The sequence below is a fragment of the Desulfofarcimen acetoxidans DSM 771 genome (assembly GCF_000024205.1).
In the GTDB taxonomy this organism is placed as follows: Bacteria; Bacillota; Desulfotomaculia; order Desulfotomaculales; family Desulfofarciminaceae; genus Desulfofarcimen; species Desulfofarcimen acetoxidans.
On record NC_013216.1, the window covers coordinates 1,847,682 to 1,864,680 of the forward strand.

The 16,999-nt window shown below is 43.5% G+C and carries 13 protein-coding genes, 2 tRNA genes and 3 rRNA genes; 11 read left to right on the forward strand and 7 right to left on the reverse strand.

The annotated features are described in order from the left end of the window. Positions 1 to 7 precede the first annotated feature (7 nt). A complete protein-coding gene (locus tag DTOX_RS08550) occupies positions 8 to 835 on the reverse strand; it encodes an MBL fold metallo-hydrolase (RefSeq protein ID WP_015757315.1) in 828 nt (275 codons plus the stop codon). A gap of 23 nt (positions 836 to 858) precedes the next feature. Beyond that, a complete protein-coding gene (locus DTOX_RS08555; protein ID WP_015757316.1) occupies positions 859 to 1,053 on the reverse strand; it encodes a hypothetical protein in 195 nt (64 codons plus the stop codon). Between the two features lie 365 nt (positions 1,054 to 1,418). Between DTOX_RS08555 and xth the strand changes: the two genes are divergently transcribed. Beyond that, the gene (xth, locus tag DTOX_RS08560) at positions 1,419 to 2,198 is read left to right on the forward strand and encodes an exodeoxyribonuclease III (RefSeq protein WP_015757317.1); all 780 of its coding nucleotides are present in this window, start codon (positions 1,419 to 1,421) and stop codon (positions 2,196 to 2,198) included. A 279-nt stretch (positions 2,199 to 2,477) separates the two neighbouring features. Then, positions 2,478 to 3,047 carry a hypothetical protein gene (locus DTOX_RS08565; RefSeq protein ID WP_015757318.1) on the forward strand — a complete coding sequence of 190 codons (570 nt, stop codon included), beginning with the start codon at positions 2,478 to 2,480 and terminating at the stop codon, positions 3,045 to 3,047. Between the two features lie 139 nt (positions 3,048 to 3,186). Here DTOX_RS08565 and DTOX_RS08570 read toward each other — a convergent pair whose 3' ends face one another. Continuing rightward, positions 3,187 to 4,173 (reverse strand): beta-propeller fold lactonase family protein, encoded by a 987-nt coding sequence (locus DTOX_RS08570; protein ID WP_015757319.1) that lies wholly within the window; start codon positions 4,171 to 4,173, stop codon positions 3,187 to 3,189. 95 nt (positions 4,174 to 4,268) lie between these two features. Next, on the reverse strand, positions 4,269 to 5,315 hold the full coding sequence (locus DTOX_RS08575) for a prenyltransferase/squalene oxidase repeat-containing protein (protein ID WP_015757320.1): 1,047 nt from the start codon (positions 5,313 to 5,315) through the stop codon (positions 4,269 to 4,271). A 116-nt stretch (positions 5,316 to 5,431) separates the two neighbouring features. On the opposite strand from DTOX_RS08575, the gene DTOX_RS08580 reads away from it, so the two are divergent. Then, on the forward strand, positions 5,432 to 5,878 hold the full coding sequence (locus DTOX_RS08580; protein ID WP_015757321.1) for a DUF3794 domain-containing protein: 447 nt from the start codon (positions 5,432 to 5,434) through the stop codon (positions 5,876 to 5,878). Between the two features lie 171 nt (positions 5,879 to 6,049). Next, positions 6,050 to 6,961, forward strand: coding sequence for a hypothetical protein (locus DTOX_RS08585; protein ID WP_015757322.1), 912 nt, complete (start codon positions 6,050 to 6,052; stop codon positions 6,959 to 6,961). An 87-nt stretch (positions 6,962 to 7,048) separates the two neighbouring features. On the opposite strand, the gene murI is transcribed toward DTOX_RS08585, so the two are convergent. Together murI and DTOX_RS08595 are read right to left on the reverse strand one after the other, a co-directional pair. Then, on the reverse strand, positions 7,049 to 7,849 hold the full coding sequence (gene murI, locus DTOX_RS08590; RefSeq protein WP_015757323.1) for a glutamate racemase: 801 nt from the start codon (positions 7,847 to 7,849) through the stop codon (positions 7,049 to 7,051). Positions 7,850 to 7,967: 118 nt separating this feature from the next. After that, positions 7,968 to 8,561 carry a stage II sporulation protein M gene (locus DTOX_RS08595; RefSeq protein WP_015757324.1) on the reverse strand — a complete coding sequence of 198 codons (594 nt, stop codon included), beginning with the start codon at positions 8,559 to 8,561 and terminating at the stop codon, positions 7,968 to 7,970. A gap of 431 nt (positions 8,562 to 8,992) precedes the next feature. Between DTOX_RS08595 and trpB the strand changes: the two genes are divergently transcribed. From trpB to DTOX_RS08625, 6 genes are all read left to right on the forward strand, one after another. After that, entirely contained in the window at positions 8,993 to 10,201 is a 1,209-nt protein-coding gene (trpB, locus tag DTOX_RS08600) for a tryptophan synthase subunit beta (RefSeq protein WP_015757325.1), read from the forward strand. A gap of 405 nt (positions 10,202 to 10,606) precedes the next feature. Further along, positions 10,607 to 12,177: ribosomal RNA gene (locus tag DTOX_RS08605) — 16S ribosomal RNA — on the forward strand. A gap of 201 nt (positions 12,178 to 12,378) precedes the next feature. Next, positions 12,379 to 12,454, forward strand: a tRNA-Ala gene (locus DTOX_RS08610). Positions 12,455 to 12,534: 80 nt separating this feature from the next. Then, a 23S ribosomal RNA gene (locus DTOX_RS08615) occupies positions 12,535 to 15,471 on the forward strand. A gap of 31 nt (positions 15,472 to 15,502) precedes the next feature. Further along, a 5S ribosomal RNA gene (rrf, locus tag DTOX_RS08620) occupies positions 15,503 to 15,617 on the forward strand. Together the 16S, 23S and 5S rRNA genes with 2 tRNA genes alongside form the textbook arrangement of a ribosomal RNA operon. A gap of 7 nt (positions 15,618 to 15,624) precedes the next feature. Then, positions 15,625 to 15,700: transfer RNA gene (locus DTOX_RS08625), tRNA-Val, on the forward strand. 55 nt (positions 15,701 to 15,755) lie between these two features. Here the strand turns inward: DTOX_RS08625 and DTOX_RS08630 are convergent. Further along, the gene (locus DTOX_RS08630; RefSeq protein ID WP_015757326.1) at positions 15,756 to 16,034 is read right to left on the reverse strand and encodes a carboxymuconolactone decarboxylase family protein; all 279 of its coding nucleotides are present in this window, start codon (positions 16,032 to 16,034) and stop codon (positions 15,756 to 15,758) included. Positions 16,035 to 16,255: 221 nt separating this feature from the next. Between DTOX_RS08630 and DTOX_RS08635 the strand changes: the two genes are divergently transcribed. Further along, positions 16,256 to 16,966, forward strand: coding sequence for an SIMPL domain-containing protein (locus DTOX_RS08635; RefSeq protein WP_015757327.1), 711 nt, complete (start codon positions 16,256 to 16,258; stop codon positions 16,964 to 16,966). Positions 16,967 to 16,999 lie beyond the last annotated feature (33 nt).

The following is a 16,999-nucleotide window of genomic DNA, read 5'->3' on the forward strand; positions in this document are numbered from 1 at the left end:
TTTAATATTAATTAATATGGATGCTATGGCCGCAGTTATTCAATATAAAATGGTCTCCGAAGGCTTGCTTAAGGGCCATTTGCGCTTTAAACCCGGTGCAATGCGATACGGCAATTTTTTCGATGCGCATAGCTTTTAAAGCATTTATGGTTAACTCTAAACGCTCAGAATTTGCTTCAATTAAGTGAGTGCCGCCGATAACCGCATGGATTCTCTCGGAATTTGTTAATACTCTGGCATAGTTCAGCGTATTTATAATGCCGGAATGGGAGCAGCCAAGCAGCACTACTGTCCCGGAAGATGTTTTTATTACCAGGGCTTGATCGTCCAGAAGGAAATCCCTGCGGTATTCGTTCCCTTCTAAAATAACATGACCACTGGCTGTTGGTTCAAAATTTACATTACGTGGAATTTCTCCTGTTAGCAATAGGCCGGGGCATATTTCCACCGGTTGCCGGTTAAATATAAAATTGGCTCCCAGTGCTTCCAGTTCTTCAACCGCACAGGGCAAGCCCATAGGCTTGTACTCATTATTCTCCAGTTTGCGGTACTTAGCAAGCAGACTGTCAGGATGTGTGTAAACCTTTTTAGGACCTTTGGCCAGGATATGTTTCAATCCGCCAGTATGATCGAAATGACCGTGGCTTAAAGCTATTTCGTTGATATCTTGCAGGTTAATGCCCAGCTTTTCTGCATTGTGAAGGCAGGATATGCTCTGTCCTGTATCGAAAAGCAGTCTGTACTTACCGTATTCTACCAGTATGGATAAGCCGTGTTCAGCTAAAAGCCCTTTTCTGTTAGCGCTGTTTTCTGATAAGGTTGTCAGTGTTAACATAGTAACCTCCGGGTATTTTGTTATTAGCCTGACTCAACTACAATGGGAATTAATTTAGCCTGGCAGTAGGCGCAATAGCCAAGGTTTTCGGGTTCTTTTTTCAGTGCCTGGCTCAGTGCTTTTGCTTCCTGTAAAGAGTTTGTCTTTATAGCATTTTGAAAATACCTGTTGCCCGGGCAATTCTCATCAGAGCAGATTTGAATAACCAGATGATTCATAAATACCGCCTTTATTATAATTTTTATCGAAGGAAATTTTTGCTGCTGTCAGCTTGTTTGTGATTATATCATAGATCCAGTTCAATGCCAATATTGAGACCTGTCGGGCTGTTTATGTCAAACAGTTGGTTTAATTTTGAATTTTAATTAGAGAAAACAGAGAATGTAGAAGGATTTATGAAAATAATGCGGAAATACTTAGTTAATGAGTTTTGCCAGAAAGTCGCTTTAAGCGACTTTCTGGCAGCCGTGTGCGCTTATGCCAGTTAGAAATTATGCGGTACTAACCTTAACTTATCCGCAAATCCATCATAAGTATAATTTTCCTGGAGTAGAATAAAATTTTGTAGTAAGGGTTGGTGAATATGACATTCAAAGCCGCCAGTTTTAATATTAATTCTATACGGGCCCGTAAAGAATTGCTTATCAACTGGCTGTTGCAGAGCAAACCTGATCTGCTTTGCCTGCAAGAAACCAAGGTTATGGATAAAGATTTTCCTGTTCAGGATTTCAGAGATATCGGTTATAATACGCTATTTAAAGGACAAAAGTCTTATAACGGGGTTGCCATACTTAGCCCGCATGATTTAACGCGAGTGGACAGTGATTTAGGAGAGGCAGCCGAACCGGGTGAAGCCAGACTGCTGGCTGCTCAGGTTAAAGGAATATATGTAGTTAATACTTATATACCGCAGGGACAAGATCCCAAAAGTCCCAAATTCATACATAAACTGAATTGGATTAGAGCCATGCGTGATTATTTTACGCGTAATTTTACTCCTGAGCAGCCCGTTCTTTGGTTAGGTGATTTTAATGTGGCCCCGGAGCCTATAGATATACATGATCCCAAGAGACTTCTCGGTCATGTCGGCTTTCATCCGGAGGAGCATAAAGTATTGGCCCATGTAAAGGAATGGGGTTTCCAGGATATATTTCGCAAGCATAAGCCTGAGGGAGGTCATTATACATTCTGGGACTATCGTGTGCCCAGGGGAGTGGAAAGAAATCTGGGCTGGCGGGTTGACCATATTTGGGGTACCAGGGCTATAGCCGACCGGTCTATGGATTCGTGGGTTGATATTGAACCGAGAAAACTGGAAAAGCCTTCAGATCATACTTTTATAATGGCTGAATTTAATATTTAATAATAAGTTAGTAATTTTAGAAACACACCTGCCAGGTGTGTTTTTCTATTTAAGGCAGAAAATCCATTGACTAATACTTAGGTTTGCAGCAGTTATTATTATATATTGCAAATTTATGAAAAAATACATAATACCTAGCTGCAAACCTGTAACAATCGTGGTTTTAATTTCATATTATGACATTAAACAACATCAATGCAAAAAGATTATAAACCATTATAGGTAATCCTATCTGCCCGGAATTATACTGGCATAACAAAATGAATTAGGAGTGATATTATGAATATTGCCTTTAAGAAGTGTTTAGTCTTTACTGATTGTGCTCAAAAAGTTGCTGAAGCAAGGGTGAGAATTAACCATATTTGCAGCACTTTTCATCCGGCCATCGCAATTCATGTGAATGAAACCAATGGCCAGGCAACTACCAAAGATCCGGTTACAGGAAATATTGTACCTATCAAGTTTGAGCTATGCTGCCAGGAGCCTCACTTTAAACCTACATTAATAGACAACAAGATTATTAACTGTGGTTGGGTGAGAGGCGCTTTGTTAGTTAAGAATGCTAACAGCGGCGCTTCCTTTGGATGCCTTGATGTTTCTCTGGTATTCCAGGAGGAACAAGAAGCCTGTGGCGTTTTGTCAACTGATCATATTTCGGAGTTCTTTGTTCGGCATGAAGGTAACTCTACCTGTGTTGTTTTTCTTTCATCTACCAGTGGAGTAATTGAGCCGTATTTGATTATGAAATGCGTTTTTGTTGTTCAAAAGGATGTTACGCGCAATGAAAAGGTTCTGCCGCCCGGCTGCCCCACTAAGACCCCGCCGTGCCCGTGTCCCGTAGATTGCTAGACCTTTAACTCATATAAGGAATGGCAGTTGCTACTCCCCGTGGACAAAAGACGGGGAGTTTTCATTTTTTAAAGGCAACTAAAAAGATTAAAAAGAACTTCCTTGTTAACAAGAAAGTTCTTTTTATGTATGGCATTAATCATTTTAACCGGTTGTGTTTGTCCGGGTGGCAGATGGCAATGCCGCCGTTGGCTTCAATGCCCGCAACGTAACCGACTACTTTACCGCTTATGGTAAACACCTTTAATTCACGGCTGATATTAGCAGAAATAAAGAGCTTGGTTTCAGTTTTGTTCAGTGCCATCTGATTTGCGCCAAAAAGGGGACGAGGGTCAATTAGCAAGCCATGACCGAAAGATTTTACAAAGCTTAATGTTCCAGATAGCTGGTTGAAATTGAAAACATCAACTGTACTTTCGGTTAAAACGTAAACTGTACTACCGTCACGGGATACTACAATGGTGCCTGGCAGGTTGTTTGTGCCGACTGCATTTAATAAGGTTATATTTTCCGGGTTTTGGGTTTCCAGAATCCCTATGCTGTTGCCAATTAAGTTGGCTACAAAGGCAAAATTGCCGTCCGGTGTAAAAGTAATGTTAAAAGGTCTGGTGCCTCCGGAGATAAACTCCTGACCAGTGTCAAAAAGAACACCGTCGGCATCAATTTTAAAGCGCCTTACGGTATTGGCTGAAGAACGATCGATGAGGATTAGCCCGTTGCCGTTAGGCGATATAGCAATACCCACGGCATCGTAAGGTATGGGGATAGTACTAATAAACTTATTTTTTAGGAAACTGTAAGATTGCATATTAAAAGGGTGATTTAAACCGGTTACAGTTACAGCAAACTGATCATCCGGCGTGATGTCGACATCAGCCATAGAGGATTGTCCTTCTTGAATGGCGACTACTTTTGGCGGTTCTAACTGGGTTTCTATTTGTACAAGAGTCTGGCAAAAATCAGATGTCACCACAACATTGGAGCAATCGCTGGTAATTGCTGTATCAACAAAATCGTAGCCCAGGGTAATCTGATTCAAAATCTCAAGCGTATCAGTGCTGAAAAAGCTGATGCGTCTAAGATGCTGTTCTACGACAATACCGAAATTGGATGTTGTCTGAAACACTTAATTACCTCCCAAATATTATATTGTTTTATATGATATGATCTAAGGTGTACATATGCTACAATAAATAGATAAATTTGTATGTTAATTTAACCTTATTTTGTCCTAAAGCAGATAGTGTGTTTGTTCATTCTGATTATTCCACAGGCAATATTGCTCATAAATGTATATTTAAAATTTTCTCCGGTATACTCTTCTGAATTGTCGACGTATTCTTTGCTAAGGGTCAGCAGGGCAAATACAGTATCTTTAATTTTAGTAACTTTTCTATCCTCACCAGACATCCAACTGCCATCTGTTTTTTGCAGTTCCAGCAGGTGACTTGAAATTTGATCATACCAGTTATGAGAGCCGATTAGTTTGGTATAAGGTGAAATAACACAACCCTTTTTGAAGCTGTATAAAGAGTAAAAGTGCCAGTCGTCGGAACAATTGCTATATAGATACGTGTAATTGTTTTCTAACCAGTTTTGAACGTTGTTGATTAATTTTTTGACTTGTATTTTGTTTGCTTCGTCCTTGCTGAATATATTGATAATTTTTAAACCGGAAAATGCAGCGGCTGTCATGCAACTGGTTGACTGATTATTGTTTAAGTCGGTTGGCTCATGGGTTTGGTAGAAAAAACTGCCGTCTTTATTAACAGCATGATTATTTTGATACCAGCTTAAAGTTCTTTGCCAGGTGTCATAAGGAACTGAAATGGACCAAAAGGTGGCGGCGTAGAGAGCCAGCAGGGCAAATTGTGTATTGGATCCGTCGGTGTGGTCGTAGCCATAAGGTCCCCAACCTCCGTAAGATAAATTATTGCCGGTGTCTGTACATTGTGCTTGGATAAGCCAATTTATGTCTGATTGCACCCTGTCTAAGGTTTCCGGAGTTTTATGCTTACCGGCGACTAAGACCATCACAGTCAGGGCACGAAAATGAACAGATTGGGGAGGAGATGAATTCATAATATAAGCAACAGCATTCTCAATCTCTGGAGACATGCTGTCTAAACGGCTGTGAAGCAGTGCCAGTACGGCCAGGCAGGTTGACCCGAGATCCCAGCTGCCGAAACTACCATCCGGATTTTGTTTTTCTTTTAGCCAGGCTGTTCCCTTTGAGACAGCTTTTTTAATGTCTTGCTGAGTGGCCAAATTAATTCCCCCACTATAATAAAAATATTGTACTTCAACATAATACGTAACACCCTAAAACTAATTGCATATTATAAAAAATATTTAAGATTTTATTTGCTACAGGGGGATAATTTATGGCAACTACTATTAAAACACCTGTTGTTATTGGAGAGGATTCTACTCAGATTCTAGTATTAAGTGATACAATTGTCTTTAAAATACCTGTATCGGGGGTGATAGACGAAAAATTTGATATTAAAATCAATGATTGCAAGGTTTGCCCGGATACAGTTGTTTTTAACGGTACGGTCAAAAAAGATATCATCTATAAAGAACCGTCCAATGCTTTTAATGAAGGTGGAGTACGCTATCATGAGGAAAGCTACAATTTTGGTGGAATTTTCGAAATTAAGGGTGTTCAGGAGGGAGATACCTGTCATATCGAGAAAACAGATGCGGTCAAGGCTAATTATTTTATTCCACAGACTTATGACAATAGTGGCAATATCTTGACAGCCACACAGAAGTTTATCGTGGATATATCAATTAAAGTGACCAGAGAACAGCAAATTCAGGTTTAACGGGCAGTTTAAAGCTGGACAGAATAATCTGGCCGGTTTTTTGTAACTTACCTTATGCTCATGATGAACTTATGGATAAGTCGCCTGCAAGTACAAGCAGATGAGCAGCTTTGTAAGATTGCTGAGGTGACTGTCTTATTATAGTTTGTTGATGTGGAGGTGGGGCGGTTTATGGTGCTGCTCGGACATAATGTAAAAGAAAAGAATTCCACCACAATATATACCCCTAAATCATTGTACAGCCAAGATGTTTCGGAAGTGCAAAAAAGCCCAAGCAGGCCAGTTGGCAAATATAATGCAAGAAGCAAATCTGGATTTAGCAGCCGTCTTCTTACTGTCAGTTCTAAGATACTATACTCACAAAATAAAAATGCCGTGGATCAAATTAAAGATATACCGCAGAATATTTTAGAAAAAGAAATTAGGGAGTTGGAAAAAGCAAGACCAATAACATTATCCAATAATAAAGGCGGCAAATTTTCGAATAGCGAGGATGTTGGAATAAAATTAACAGCGCTTACTCAGTCCGCCGTTAATAATTCGGCTGGGCAGCCAGATGTAAAGCGGCAAATTGGTTCCGGTAAAAAAGCAATCACACCAACCAAACAGATAATAATATATAATGCTAATAGGCCTCAGGGAGAATTGACGGATAACAGTATTTTTAATGATTGGTTAAACAATACACCGCATAATTGGAAAACTGAGAATGTATTAAAAACAAGGGAGGCTCTTACCGGCACTTATGCGATAAGACTGGGCGGCAGCCCTGAAAAAAAAGCCTATATCTATCAGGACATAGTAGTGCTTCCCGGTTGCTTTTATGAAATCAAATGTAATTTTAAGATTCCCGCTGCTCATGCTCGTTCACCGGCAATAAAATTGCTATGGTTAAATAGCAATGCTGAAATAATAGGCTATGGTATGAAACTCTATATAACACCAGGTGAAAAAACCTATTACCAAAATGTTTCCTGTATTACTGGTAAGTCGCCACCTAAAGTGGTCTACTCCAGATTATATTTTGAGAAGCATGATCATGGTATTTGGGATATAGATATGGTTTCTTTTCGATGTTTATAAAGAAAACATTCTCAGTAAATGAAAAGGCATAAGAAAAGCGTGAAGTTTAAGTAACCTCACGCCTACTTATTTGTGCACGTGTTTAAGCTATGTATTAAGTTCTATGTGTTTTACAGTTAGAGACTTGTCCTGCCATAATTCTTGAATTATGGGGGTGACTTTAGCGGTAGATCCGCTGGTATAGAATATCTCTTTTCCCTGTTTGCCGGTTGAAATCTGGTTAAGTGTGTTGACGATTCTGCTGACCTGGCGGGCAACTGCTTCCCCTGTGTCTATAACTGTTATTTGCGGCCCAGCAATTTTTTCCACTAAAGAACGCAGGAAAGGGTAGTGGGTACAACCCAGTACTATGGTATCACTTCCGTGAACCAGCATAGGATCCATGTAGCGGTGCAGCAATGCTTCTGTTTGAGGGCAATCCAGTTTACCCTCTTCCACTAATTCCACCAGGCCGGGGCAAGGCTGGGTGAAGACTTCTATATTGCTGCCAAATCTTTCAACAAGTGAAGAAAATCTCTCCCCGTTAATGGTAACACCTGTTGCCAGAATGCCGATTTTACCGTTGCGAGATAATTCCGCAGCCGGTTTAATGGCCGGCTCAACTCCCACGATAGGTATCCGGTAATGCTTTCGAATGAGATCAAGACCTGCCACAGAGGTGGTATTGCTGGCCACAACAATTAACTTTACACCCTCTTTCAATAAAAAATCACATATACTGAAACACCTGGCCCGAATGACCTCAGGTGTTTTTATCCCGTATGGACAATATGCGGAATCAGCAAAATAAATTAAATCTTCTTCAGGCAATAGTTTGCGAACCTCTTTCATAATGGATAAGCCGCCTACACCCGAGTCAAAGAGACCAATCGCAGCAGGTTTTATCATGATATATTCACCTCTGTCATAAGATCTTAGCTTACTTAAATCTTTATCATTATAACTTGATGGGTTAATGTTAGCAATTAGTTTGGATCTGTTTGCCATTAAAGTTAAAGATATAATACTAGGTTAAGAAAATCATGAACAGCGGTGTAATAAAGACTTCAATAAAAGCTGCTGCCAATAGTACCGGAAAAATTATGTATGTGAAAAATTTTGCGGCATCTTTAACTGAATAGGTTGGGGGACGGTTGCGAATAAACTTTAGCGCTTGTTCCACTCCTAAGTACATACCGACTGAAGCAGACAGGAAAAAAGCCGGCAGTTCAATTATACCGTGAGGTAGTAGACTCGCCATAAGATAGCCGGTTCCATGCAGGTAAAGAACGGGTTTAATAGCATAGCCGACAACTATTCCGTTAAAAAACAATGTTAAAACAGGTACTATGCCCAAAGTTAATAATCCCCCAACTACAGCTAAGGCACTGGCCAAAAGGTTTTTTCCCAAAATAAAGAGTGCCAGTCCCAGCAGAGTGTGAGGGAGATTGAAAGAACCCTTTATAAGCTTTTCCAGTTCATTCATTGATTCTTTAGCCGATGTGGTATCAGTTACAGAGCTTAAGAAAACGCATCCAAAGATTATTCCTAAAGTAAATATTATAAGTGAACTGTTAAAAGCCAATAGAAAATTGTTTTTCGGCAGTAGTTTTTTTAGCATATCATCCATCCTTAAATTAAAGTTATCCTTATTCTATTATATTTTAATCATATTAGCGAGTTGTTTAGAAGGCAAAATAATTTTTTAGCATACTATTATATCCTAAAACCTTCTTTTAATAAGTTTAATCCTTTGTATTCACTGTTCAACGGTTAGTCTTGACATATTAATACTTAGTATGGTATTTTAGTTAGGAGATGAGTAGAGTTGATGAGTATTTAAGTTGAGAAGAGCTGAGATGAGTAGTCTGGCCTTATGTTTGTTTATTAACTGCCGGCGTTCATTTGAGCGTCGGTTTTTGATTTGAATTAAAAACTCTTGCAGCAGGGTGGTTTGATTAAGCCGCAAAAGATATAATTTGTTGTAGTTTAATCTTTTAATATGCTTGTAAATAAAATGAGTGGAGAAGAGCTGAGAGGAGGATTTTTGAGATGTTTGAGCAATTTCCTGATGAAAGAGGTTATTATGGAACTTATGGGGGCATGTTTGTGCCGGAAACTTTAATGCCGGCTCTGGAGACCCTGACCAGTGTTTACAAGGAAGCTATGCATGATCCGGTGTTTTTAGGAGAATTGAAATTTTATTTTAAAAATTATGTAGGCAGACCTTCTTTGCTCTATTATGCGCAAGGACTGACCGAATATCTGGGTGGAGCCAAGATATATTTGAAGCGAGAAGATTTGAATCATACCGGTGCACATAAGATCAACAACACTATTGGCCAGGCATTACTGGCTAAAAGAATGGGGAAACGCAGGATTATTGCTGAAACCGGTGCCGGTCAGCATGGAGTGGCTACAGCTACAGCAGCAGCACTTTTAGACTTTGATTGTGTAGTATATATGGGAGAAGAAGATACCCGCAGGCAGGCTCTAAATGTATTCCGGATGGAATTGCTGGGGTCAAAAGTAGTTCCAGTAAAGACTGGAAGCCGTACTTTAAAAGATGCAATGAATGAAGCAATGCGTGATTGGGTGGCTAATATTGAAGATACTTATTATGTTATCGGGTCCGTAGCAGGTCCCCACCCATATCCTGCGATGGTAAGGGATTTTCAGGCTGTTATAGGCGAGGAAACCAGGGCGCAGATTATGGAGGCGGAAGGCAGATTGCCCGATTATGTGATAGCCTGTGTAGGCGGCGGCAGCAATGCTATGGGTATGTTTCATCCTTTTAAGGAAGACACGGAAGTTAAGCTCATTGGGGTGGAGGCTGCAGGACACGGTACAGAAACTGATATGCATGCGGCTACTATATCTAAAGGCATACCTGGTGTTTTACACGGTTCACTAAGCTATTTGCTGCAAGATGAATACGGCCAGATTGCCCCGGTGCATTCCGTATCTGCCGGTCTGGACTATCCCGGAGTGGGTCCTGAACACAGCTATTTGAAGGATTCAGGACGGGTGATTTATACTAGTGCTACAGATAAAGAAGCACTGGATGCGTTTCAAATTTTGTGTCGTACAGACGGAATTATTCCGGCCTTGGAAAGTTCCCACGCTTTAGCTGAGGTGATTCGACTGGCACCCGGTCTTTCCGCGGATAAAGTTGTTGTGGTCAACCTGTCGGGACGTGGTGACAAGGATGTTCAGACTGTTGCCGAGATATTGGGTAACCTGAACCAGGCAGCAGAGTAATCAAAAGCACATTTTCTAAAAGCGATATCAGTATAGTGCCTACCTTTTATTGGAGTATTAGAGATAAGCAGAGCACGCAGGGTTATTAATCAGGCGTGCTCTACTCCTTGCAGGAATATTTTTTCTCTAATTTTATTAATTTAACTATTGACGTTGCAATCTAATCCTGCTAAAATAAACAATGTCGCTGTGAGGTAATAAAAACGGCGAAGCCAAAATAGTACTTGACGATTAAAAAATAAGTTGGTATAATAACAATCGTTCGAGTTAACAATAATTTAACAAAGGTCTTTGAAAACTAAACAGTGTAAGATGGATGAAATTTAACATACCTCGTCAAAAGTTTTAACTTTTAACGAAAATCTATAAGCCAAATTTTAATGAGCAATCAAACTTTTCACATATTTAACGGAGAGTTTGATCCTGGCTCAGGACGAACGTTGGCGGCGTGCTTAACACATGCAAGTCGAACGGAGTTAAGAAAAAAGTTTACTTTTTACTTAACTTAGTGGCGGACGGGTGAGTAACGCGTGGATAATCTGCCTGTAAGACAGGAATAACGCCGGGAAACCGGTGCTAATACCGGATAACCTCTTTTTATCGCATGGTGAAAAGAGAAAAGGCGGCCTCTTTACAATGCTGCCGCTTACAGATGAATCCGCGTCCCATTAGCCAGTTGGTGGGGTAACGGCCCACCAAAGCGACGATGGGTAGCCGGCCTGAGAGGGTGACCGGCCACACTGGAACTGAGACACGGTCCAGACTCCTACGGGAGGCAGCAGTGGGGAATCTTCCGCAATGGGCGAAAGCCTGACGGAGCAACGCCGCGTGAGCGAAGAAGGTCTTCGGATTGTAAAGCTCTGTGATATTGGACGAACAGATTTCTTGTAAACAGCAAGGAAAAATGACGGTACAATAAGAGGAAGCCACGGCTAACTACGTGCCAGCAGCCGCGGTAATACGTAGGTGGCAAACGTTGTCCGGAATTACTGGGCGTAAAGGGCGAGTAGGTGGTTTATTAAGTCAGAAGTGAAAACTCCGGGCTCAACCTGGAGACTGCTTCTGAAACTGGTAGACTTGAGTGCAGGAGAGGGAAGCGGAATTCCTAGTGTAGCGGTGAAATGCGTAGATATTAGGAGGAACACCAGTGGCGAAGGCGGCTTCCTGGCCTGTAACTGACACTGAGGCGCGAAAGCGTGGGGATCAAACAGGATTAGATACCCTGGTAGTCCACGCCGTAAACGATGAGTGCTAGGTGTCGGGGGTATCGACCCCCTCGGTGCCACAGTTAACACAATAAGCACTCCGCCTGGGGAGTACGGTCGCAAGACTGAAACTCAAAGGAATTGACGGGGGCCCGCACAAGCGGTGGAGTATGTGGTTTAATTCGACGCAACGCGAAGAACCTTACCAAGGCTTGACATCCCGTGACCGCCGTGGAAACATGGTCTTGCAAGTTTACTTGCACACGGAGACAGGTGGTGCATGGTTGTCGTCAGCTCGTGTCGTGAGATGTTGGGTTAAGTCCCGCAACGAGCGCAACCCCTACAGCCAGTTGCCAGCACATAAAGGTGGGAACTCTGGCAGAACTGCCGTTGACAAAACGGAGGAAGGTGGGGATGACGTCAAATCATCATGCCCCTTATGTCTTGGGCTACACACGTACTACAATGGCCTGAACAGAGGGAAGCGAAACTGTGAAGTAGAGCCAACCCCTAAAAACAGGTCCCAGTTCGGATTGTAGGCTGCAACTCGCCTACATGAAGTCGGAATCGCTAGTAATCGCAGGTCAGCATACTGCGGTGAATACGTTCCCGGGCCTTGTACACACCGCCCGTCACACCACGAAAGTCGGCAACACCCGAAGCCGGTGACTTAACTCGCAAGAGAGAGAGCCGTCGAAGGTGGGGTCGGTGATTGGGGTGAAGTCGTAACAAGGTAGCCGTATCGGAAGGTGCGGCTGGATCACCTCCTTTCTAAGGATATTGGAAGCAGAGGCAAGCAGATAGAGAGTATATACTCTTCTTGAAGTCCAACTCATACTTCTCAATATTGGTCGACATCCATCAACAAACTGTTTAGTTTTGAAAGACCTCGAATTAGAGTTTGATTTTGTGGGATATCTATTTTGATCTATTCGATCGAATCTCGAACTTCAAACATCGAATATCGAGTATGGGGATGTAGCTCAGTTGGGAGAGCGCTTGAATGGCATTCAAGAGGTCAGGGGTTCGATTCCCCTCATCTCCACCAGCTCTTTGAAAACTACACAGCGTGAAGCAAAAGAAAGCTCTATTTATTAACACAAATAGAACTCTCAAGCGCAAAAAATAGGTCAAGCAAAAAAGAGCATACGGCGAATGCCTAGGTGCTGCAGGCCGAAGAAGGACGCGGCAAGCTGCGAAAAGCCACGGGAAGCCGCAAGCAGGCAACGATCCGTGGATATCCGAATGGGGCAACCCGGCGAGGCAAACCCTCGTCACCTATAACTGAATCCATAGGTTATAGGAGGGCACCAGGGGAACTGAAACATCTTAGTACCCTGAGGAAAAGAAAGCAACAGCGATTCCCCGAGTAGCGGCGAGCGAAAAGGGACCAGCCAAAACCTAAACTGCTTGCAGATTAGGGGTAGCGGGACACTCATCACAAACCATTGCCTTAGCCGAAGCGGCCTGGAAAGGCCCGTTATAAAAGGTAACAACCCTGTAGGCGAAAAGGCGAGAAGTTTAGAGTGGATCCCAAGTACCGCGGGACACGAGGAACCCCGTGGGAAACAGGGAGGACCACCTCCCAAGGCTAAATACCTGCAGCGACCGATAGTGATTAGTACCGTGAGGGAAAGGTGAAAAGCACCCCGGAAGGGGAGTGAAAAAGAACCTGAAACCGTATGCTTACAAGCCAGTCGAAGCACGTTAAAAGTGTGACGGCGTACTTTTTGTAGAACGGACCGGCGAGTTACATCTAACGGGCAAGGTTAAGTCAGAAAAGACGGAGCCGAAGCGAAAGCAAGTCTTAACAGGGCGGCAAGTCCGTTGGAGTAGACCCGAAACCGGGTGATCTACCCATGTTCAGAGTGAAGCTTTAGTAAAATAAAGTGGAGGCTCGAACCGACCTTCGTTGAAAAGGAGGCGGATGAAACGTGGGTAGGGGTGAAATGCCAATCGAACCCGGAGATAGCTGGTTCTCCTCGAAATAGCTTTAGGGCTAGCCTTGAGAAAAAAATCCGGAGGTAGAGCACTGACTGGGCTAGGGGCCTTCACCGGTTACCGAACTCAATCAAACTCCGAATGCCGGATTAAAGAATACTCAAGAGTCAGACTATGGGTGCTAAGGTTCATAGTCAAAAGGGAAACAGCCCAGACCGTCGGCTAAGGTCCCAAAGACATGCTAAGTGGAAAAGGATGTGGGGTTGCACAGACAACCAGGATGTTGGCTTAGAAGCAGCCACCATTCAAAGAGTGCGTAATAGCTCACTGGTCAAGTGGCCCTGCGCCGAAAATGTAACGGGGCTAAAGCATGTCACCGAAGCCACGGATGTCGCAAGACATGGTAGAGGAGCGTTCCATATGCAGCGAAGTCGTACCGTAAGGAGCGGTGGAGCGTATGGAAGTGAGAATGCCGGTATAAGTAAGCGAAAAGGCAGGTGAGAATCCTGCCCGCCGAAAACCTAAGGATTCCTGGGGAAGGCTCGTCCGCCCAGGGTAAGCCGGGACCTAAGCCGAGGCCGAAAGGCGTAGGCGATGGACAATAGGTTGAAAATCCTATGCCACCAAAAGTCGTTATCAGGATGGGGTGACACAGGAGGGTAGGCCAAGCGCGCGGATGGAAAAGCGCGTCCAAGCTCGTAGGGCGTCAGGCAGGTAAATCCGTCTGATATAAAGCCTGAGAAGTGATGGGGAGGGAAAATAAGTACCGAAGTGGTTGAACCCATACTGTCAAGAAAAACCTCTAACGAGACTCATTGGTGCCCGTACCGCAAACCGACACAGGTAGGTAGGGTGAGAATCCTAAGGCGCGCGAGAGAACCCTCGTTAAGGAACTCGGCAAAATGACCCCGTAACTTCGGGAGAAGGGGTGCCTCATTAACGTGAAGATTTATACATTCGGAGCGTGAAGAGGCCGCAGAGAAAAGGCCCAAGCGACTGTTTACCAAAAACACAGGTTCCTGCTAAATCGCTAAGATGAAGTATAGGAGCTGACGCCTGCCCGGTGCCGGAAGGTTAAGAGGAGAGGTCAGAGGCAACTCGAAGCTTTGAATTGAAGCCCCGGTAAACGGCGGCCGTAACTATAACGGTCCTAAGGTAGCGAAATTCCTTGTCAGGTAAGTTCTGACCCGCACGAAAGGCGTAACGATTTGGGCACTGTCTCAACGAGGGGCTCGGTGAAATTGAATTGCCGGTAAAGATGCCGGCTAACTGCGATAGGACAGAAAGACCCCGTGGAGCTTTACTGCAGCTTGATATTGGATTTTGGTATTGCATGTACAGGATAGGTGGGAGGCAGAGAAGCCAGGGCGCCAGCCTTGGCGGAGCCAACGTTGGGATACCACCCTTGCAGTATTGAAGTTCTAACATACGGCCTTGAATCAGGCCGGTGGACATTGTCAGGCGGGCAGTTTGACTGGGGCGGTCGCCTCCCAAAAAGTAACGGAGGCGCCCAAAGGTTCCCTCAGCGCGGTTGGAAATCGCGCTCACAGAGTGCAAAGGCAAAAGGGAGCTTGACTGCGAGACATACAGGTCGAGCAGGGACGAAAGTCGGGCTTAGTGATCCGGCGGTATCGAGTGGAAGAGCCGTCGCTCAACGGATAAAAGCTACCCCGGGGATAACAGGCTTATCTCCCCCAAGAGTTCACATCGACGGGGAGGTTTGGCACCTCGATGTCGGCTCATCGCATCCTGGGGCTGTAGTAGGTCCCAAGGGTTGGGCTGTTCGCCCATTAAAGCGGTACGTGAGCTGGGTTCAGAACGTCGTGAGACAGTTCGGTCCCTATCCATCGCAGTCGCAGGAAACTTGCAAGGAGCTGTCCCTAGTACGAGAGGACCGGGATGGACGGATCACTGGTGTACCGGTTGTCGCGCCAGCGGCAATGCCGGGTAGTTATATCCGGAAGGGATAAGCGCTGAAAGCATCTAAGCGCGAAGCCCACCTTAAGATTAGGTTTCCCTTCGCAAGAATAAGACCCCTGGAAGACCACCAGGTAGATAGGCCGGGTGTGTAAGCATAGTAATGTGTTTAGCTGACCGGTACTAATAGGTCGAACGCTTGACCTTAATATTCACGCTGTGCAGTTTTGAGAGAGTTTCCGGTGGCAATAGCGAAGAGGTCATACCCGTTCCCATCCCGAACACGGAAGTCAAGCTCTTCAGCGCTGATGGTACTTGGGGTTACCCCCTGGGAGAGTAAGACGTTGCCGGAATTAAATTGGGCGATTAGCTCAGCTGGGAGAGCGCCTGCCTTACAAGCAGGATGTCGGCAGTTCGATCCTGTCATCGCCCACCAATAAAGGACTTGCATTAATCATGCAAGTCCTTTAATTTTTGCATTTTTCGTATAATTAATTGCAACCGCAACCGCACGACTTTTTACCGTGGTGGTGATGAGGAAACAGGTTTTCTTTGTCATTCAATAACATAGCAATTTCTTGCTTAATTTGAGCACTCGGCTGTGCTTTAATAGCTTCTCCGACTTTTATAGCTTCAATGACTTCTTCCACAGTAGCACCGGCTGCCATGGCTGCATTATAGTGCTGGTGCAGGCAAGAAACACAGTTTGCCGCCATACTGGCACCAATGGCAATAAGCTGCCTGGTTTTGTTATCAAGAAGTGCTGACATATAATTCCTCCTCTATAATTAATCAATTATAACGCTTGCTATATTATACACCAGAATGAAATAGTTTCAAAATTTATTCGTTTTAAAACATGGAACAAGTTATCCGTTTGTTTCGTCTATTTAACAGAGATGAAAACAGGAGGTGGATTAAAAGAATTAAGAAAACGTGTAGTGAATAGATAAAAGTTAATAAAAAATAGTGAAAGGAAAGTGAATAAACAATGAAAAGTAAAAAGCTAGTCTTGCAAGTAATTTTATTTTTATTGCTTGTTATGGTGACGACACCGGTGCTGGCAGAAGAAATTGATACTAATGTTATTAATGTTAGCGGTCAGGGCAGTGTAAAAGCCGCACCGGACCGGGCGGCTGTAACTTTAGGCGTAATTACCGAAGCTCAAACAGCTCATCAGGCCCAGTCAGATAATGCTCAAAAAGTAGATACAGCCGTTAAAGCCTTAATCAACAGCGGAATAGCCGAGAGTGACATTAAAACAAAGAATTATAGCCTGCGACCAAACTATGTTTACCCTGAAAAAGAAGCTCCTAAAATTGTGAGCTATATAGTGGAAAACAATATTATGATTACTGTAAAAAACACCGAGCAGGTAGGTAATATACTGGATGTGGCAGTAAAAAGCGGTGTTAACCAGGTAAACAGTATTAATTTTTATGTTGAGAATGATCAAGTGTTAAAGGTTCAAGCATTGCAAAAAGCTGTGGCAGATGCCAGGGCCAAGGCAGATGTTTTAGCTGCGGCTTTAGGCAAGAAAATTACAGGTGTAAAATCTGCCAGTGGCAGTTGGAATACTAACATTCCTGGTCCCATATATTTTTCCAAAGATATGGCTGCCGGTTATGGATCCTCTAATTCAATCAATCCGGGTGAATCAGAGATAGCGGCCACTGCTGATATTGTATATATAATTGAATAGAGTAAACAAAAATGCCGCCTTAGGGGTTTAGGC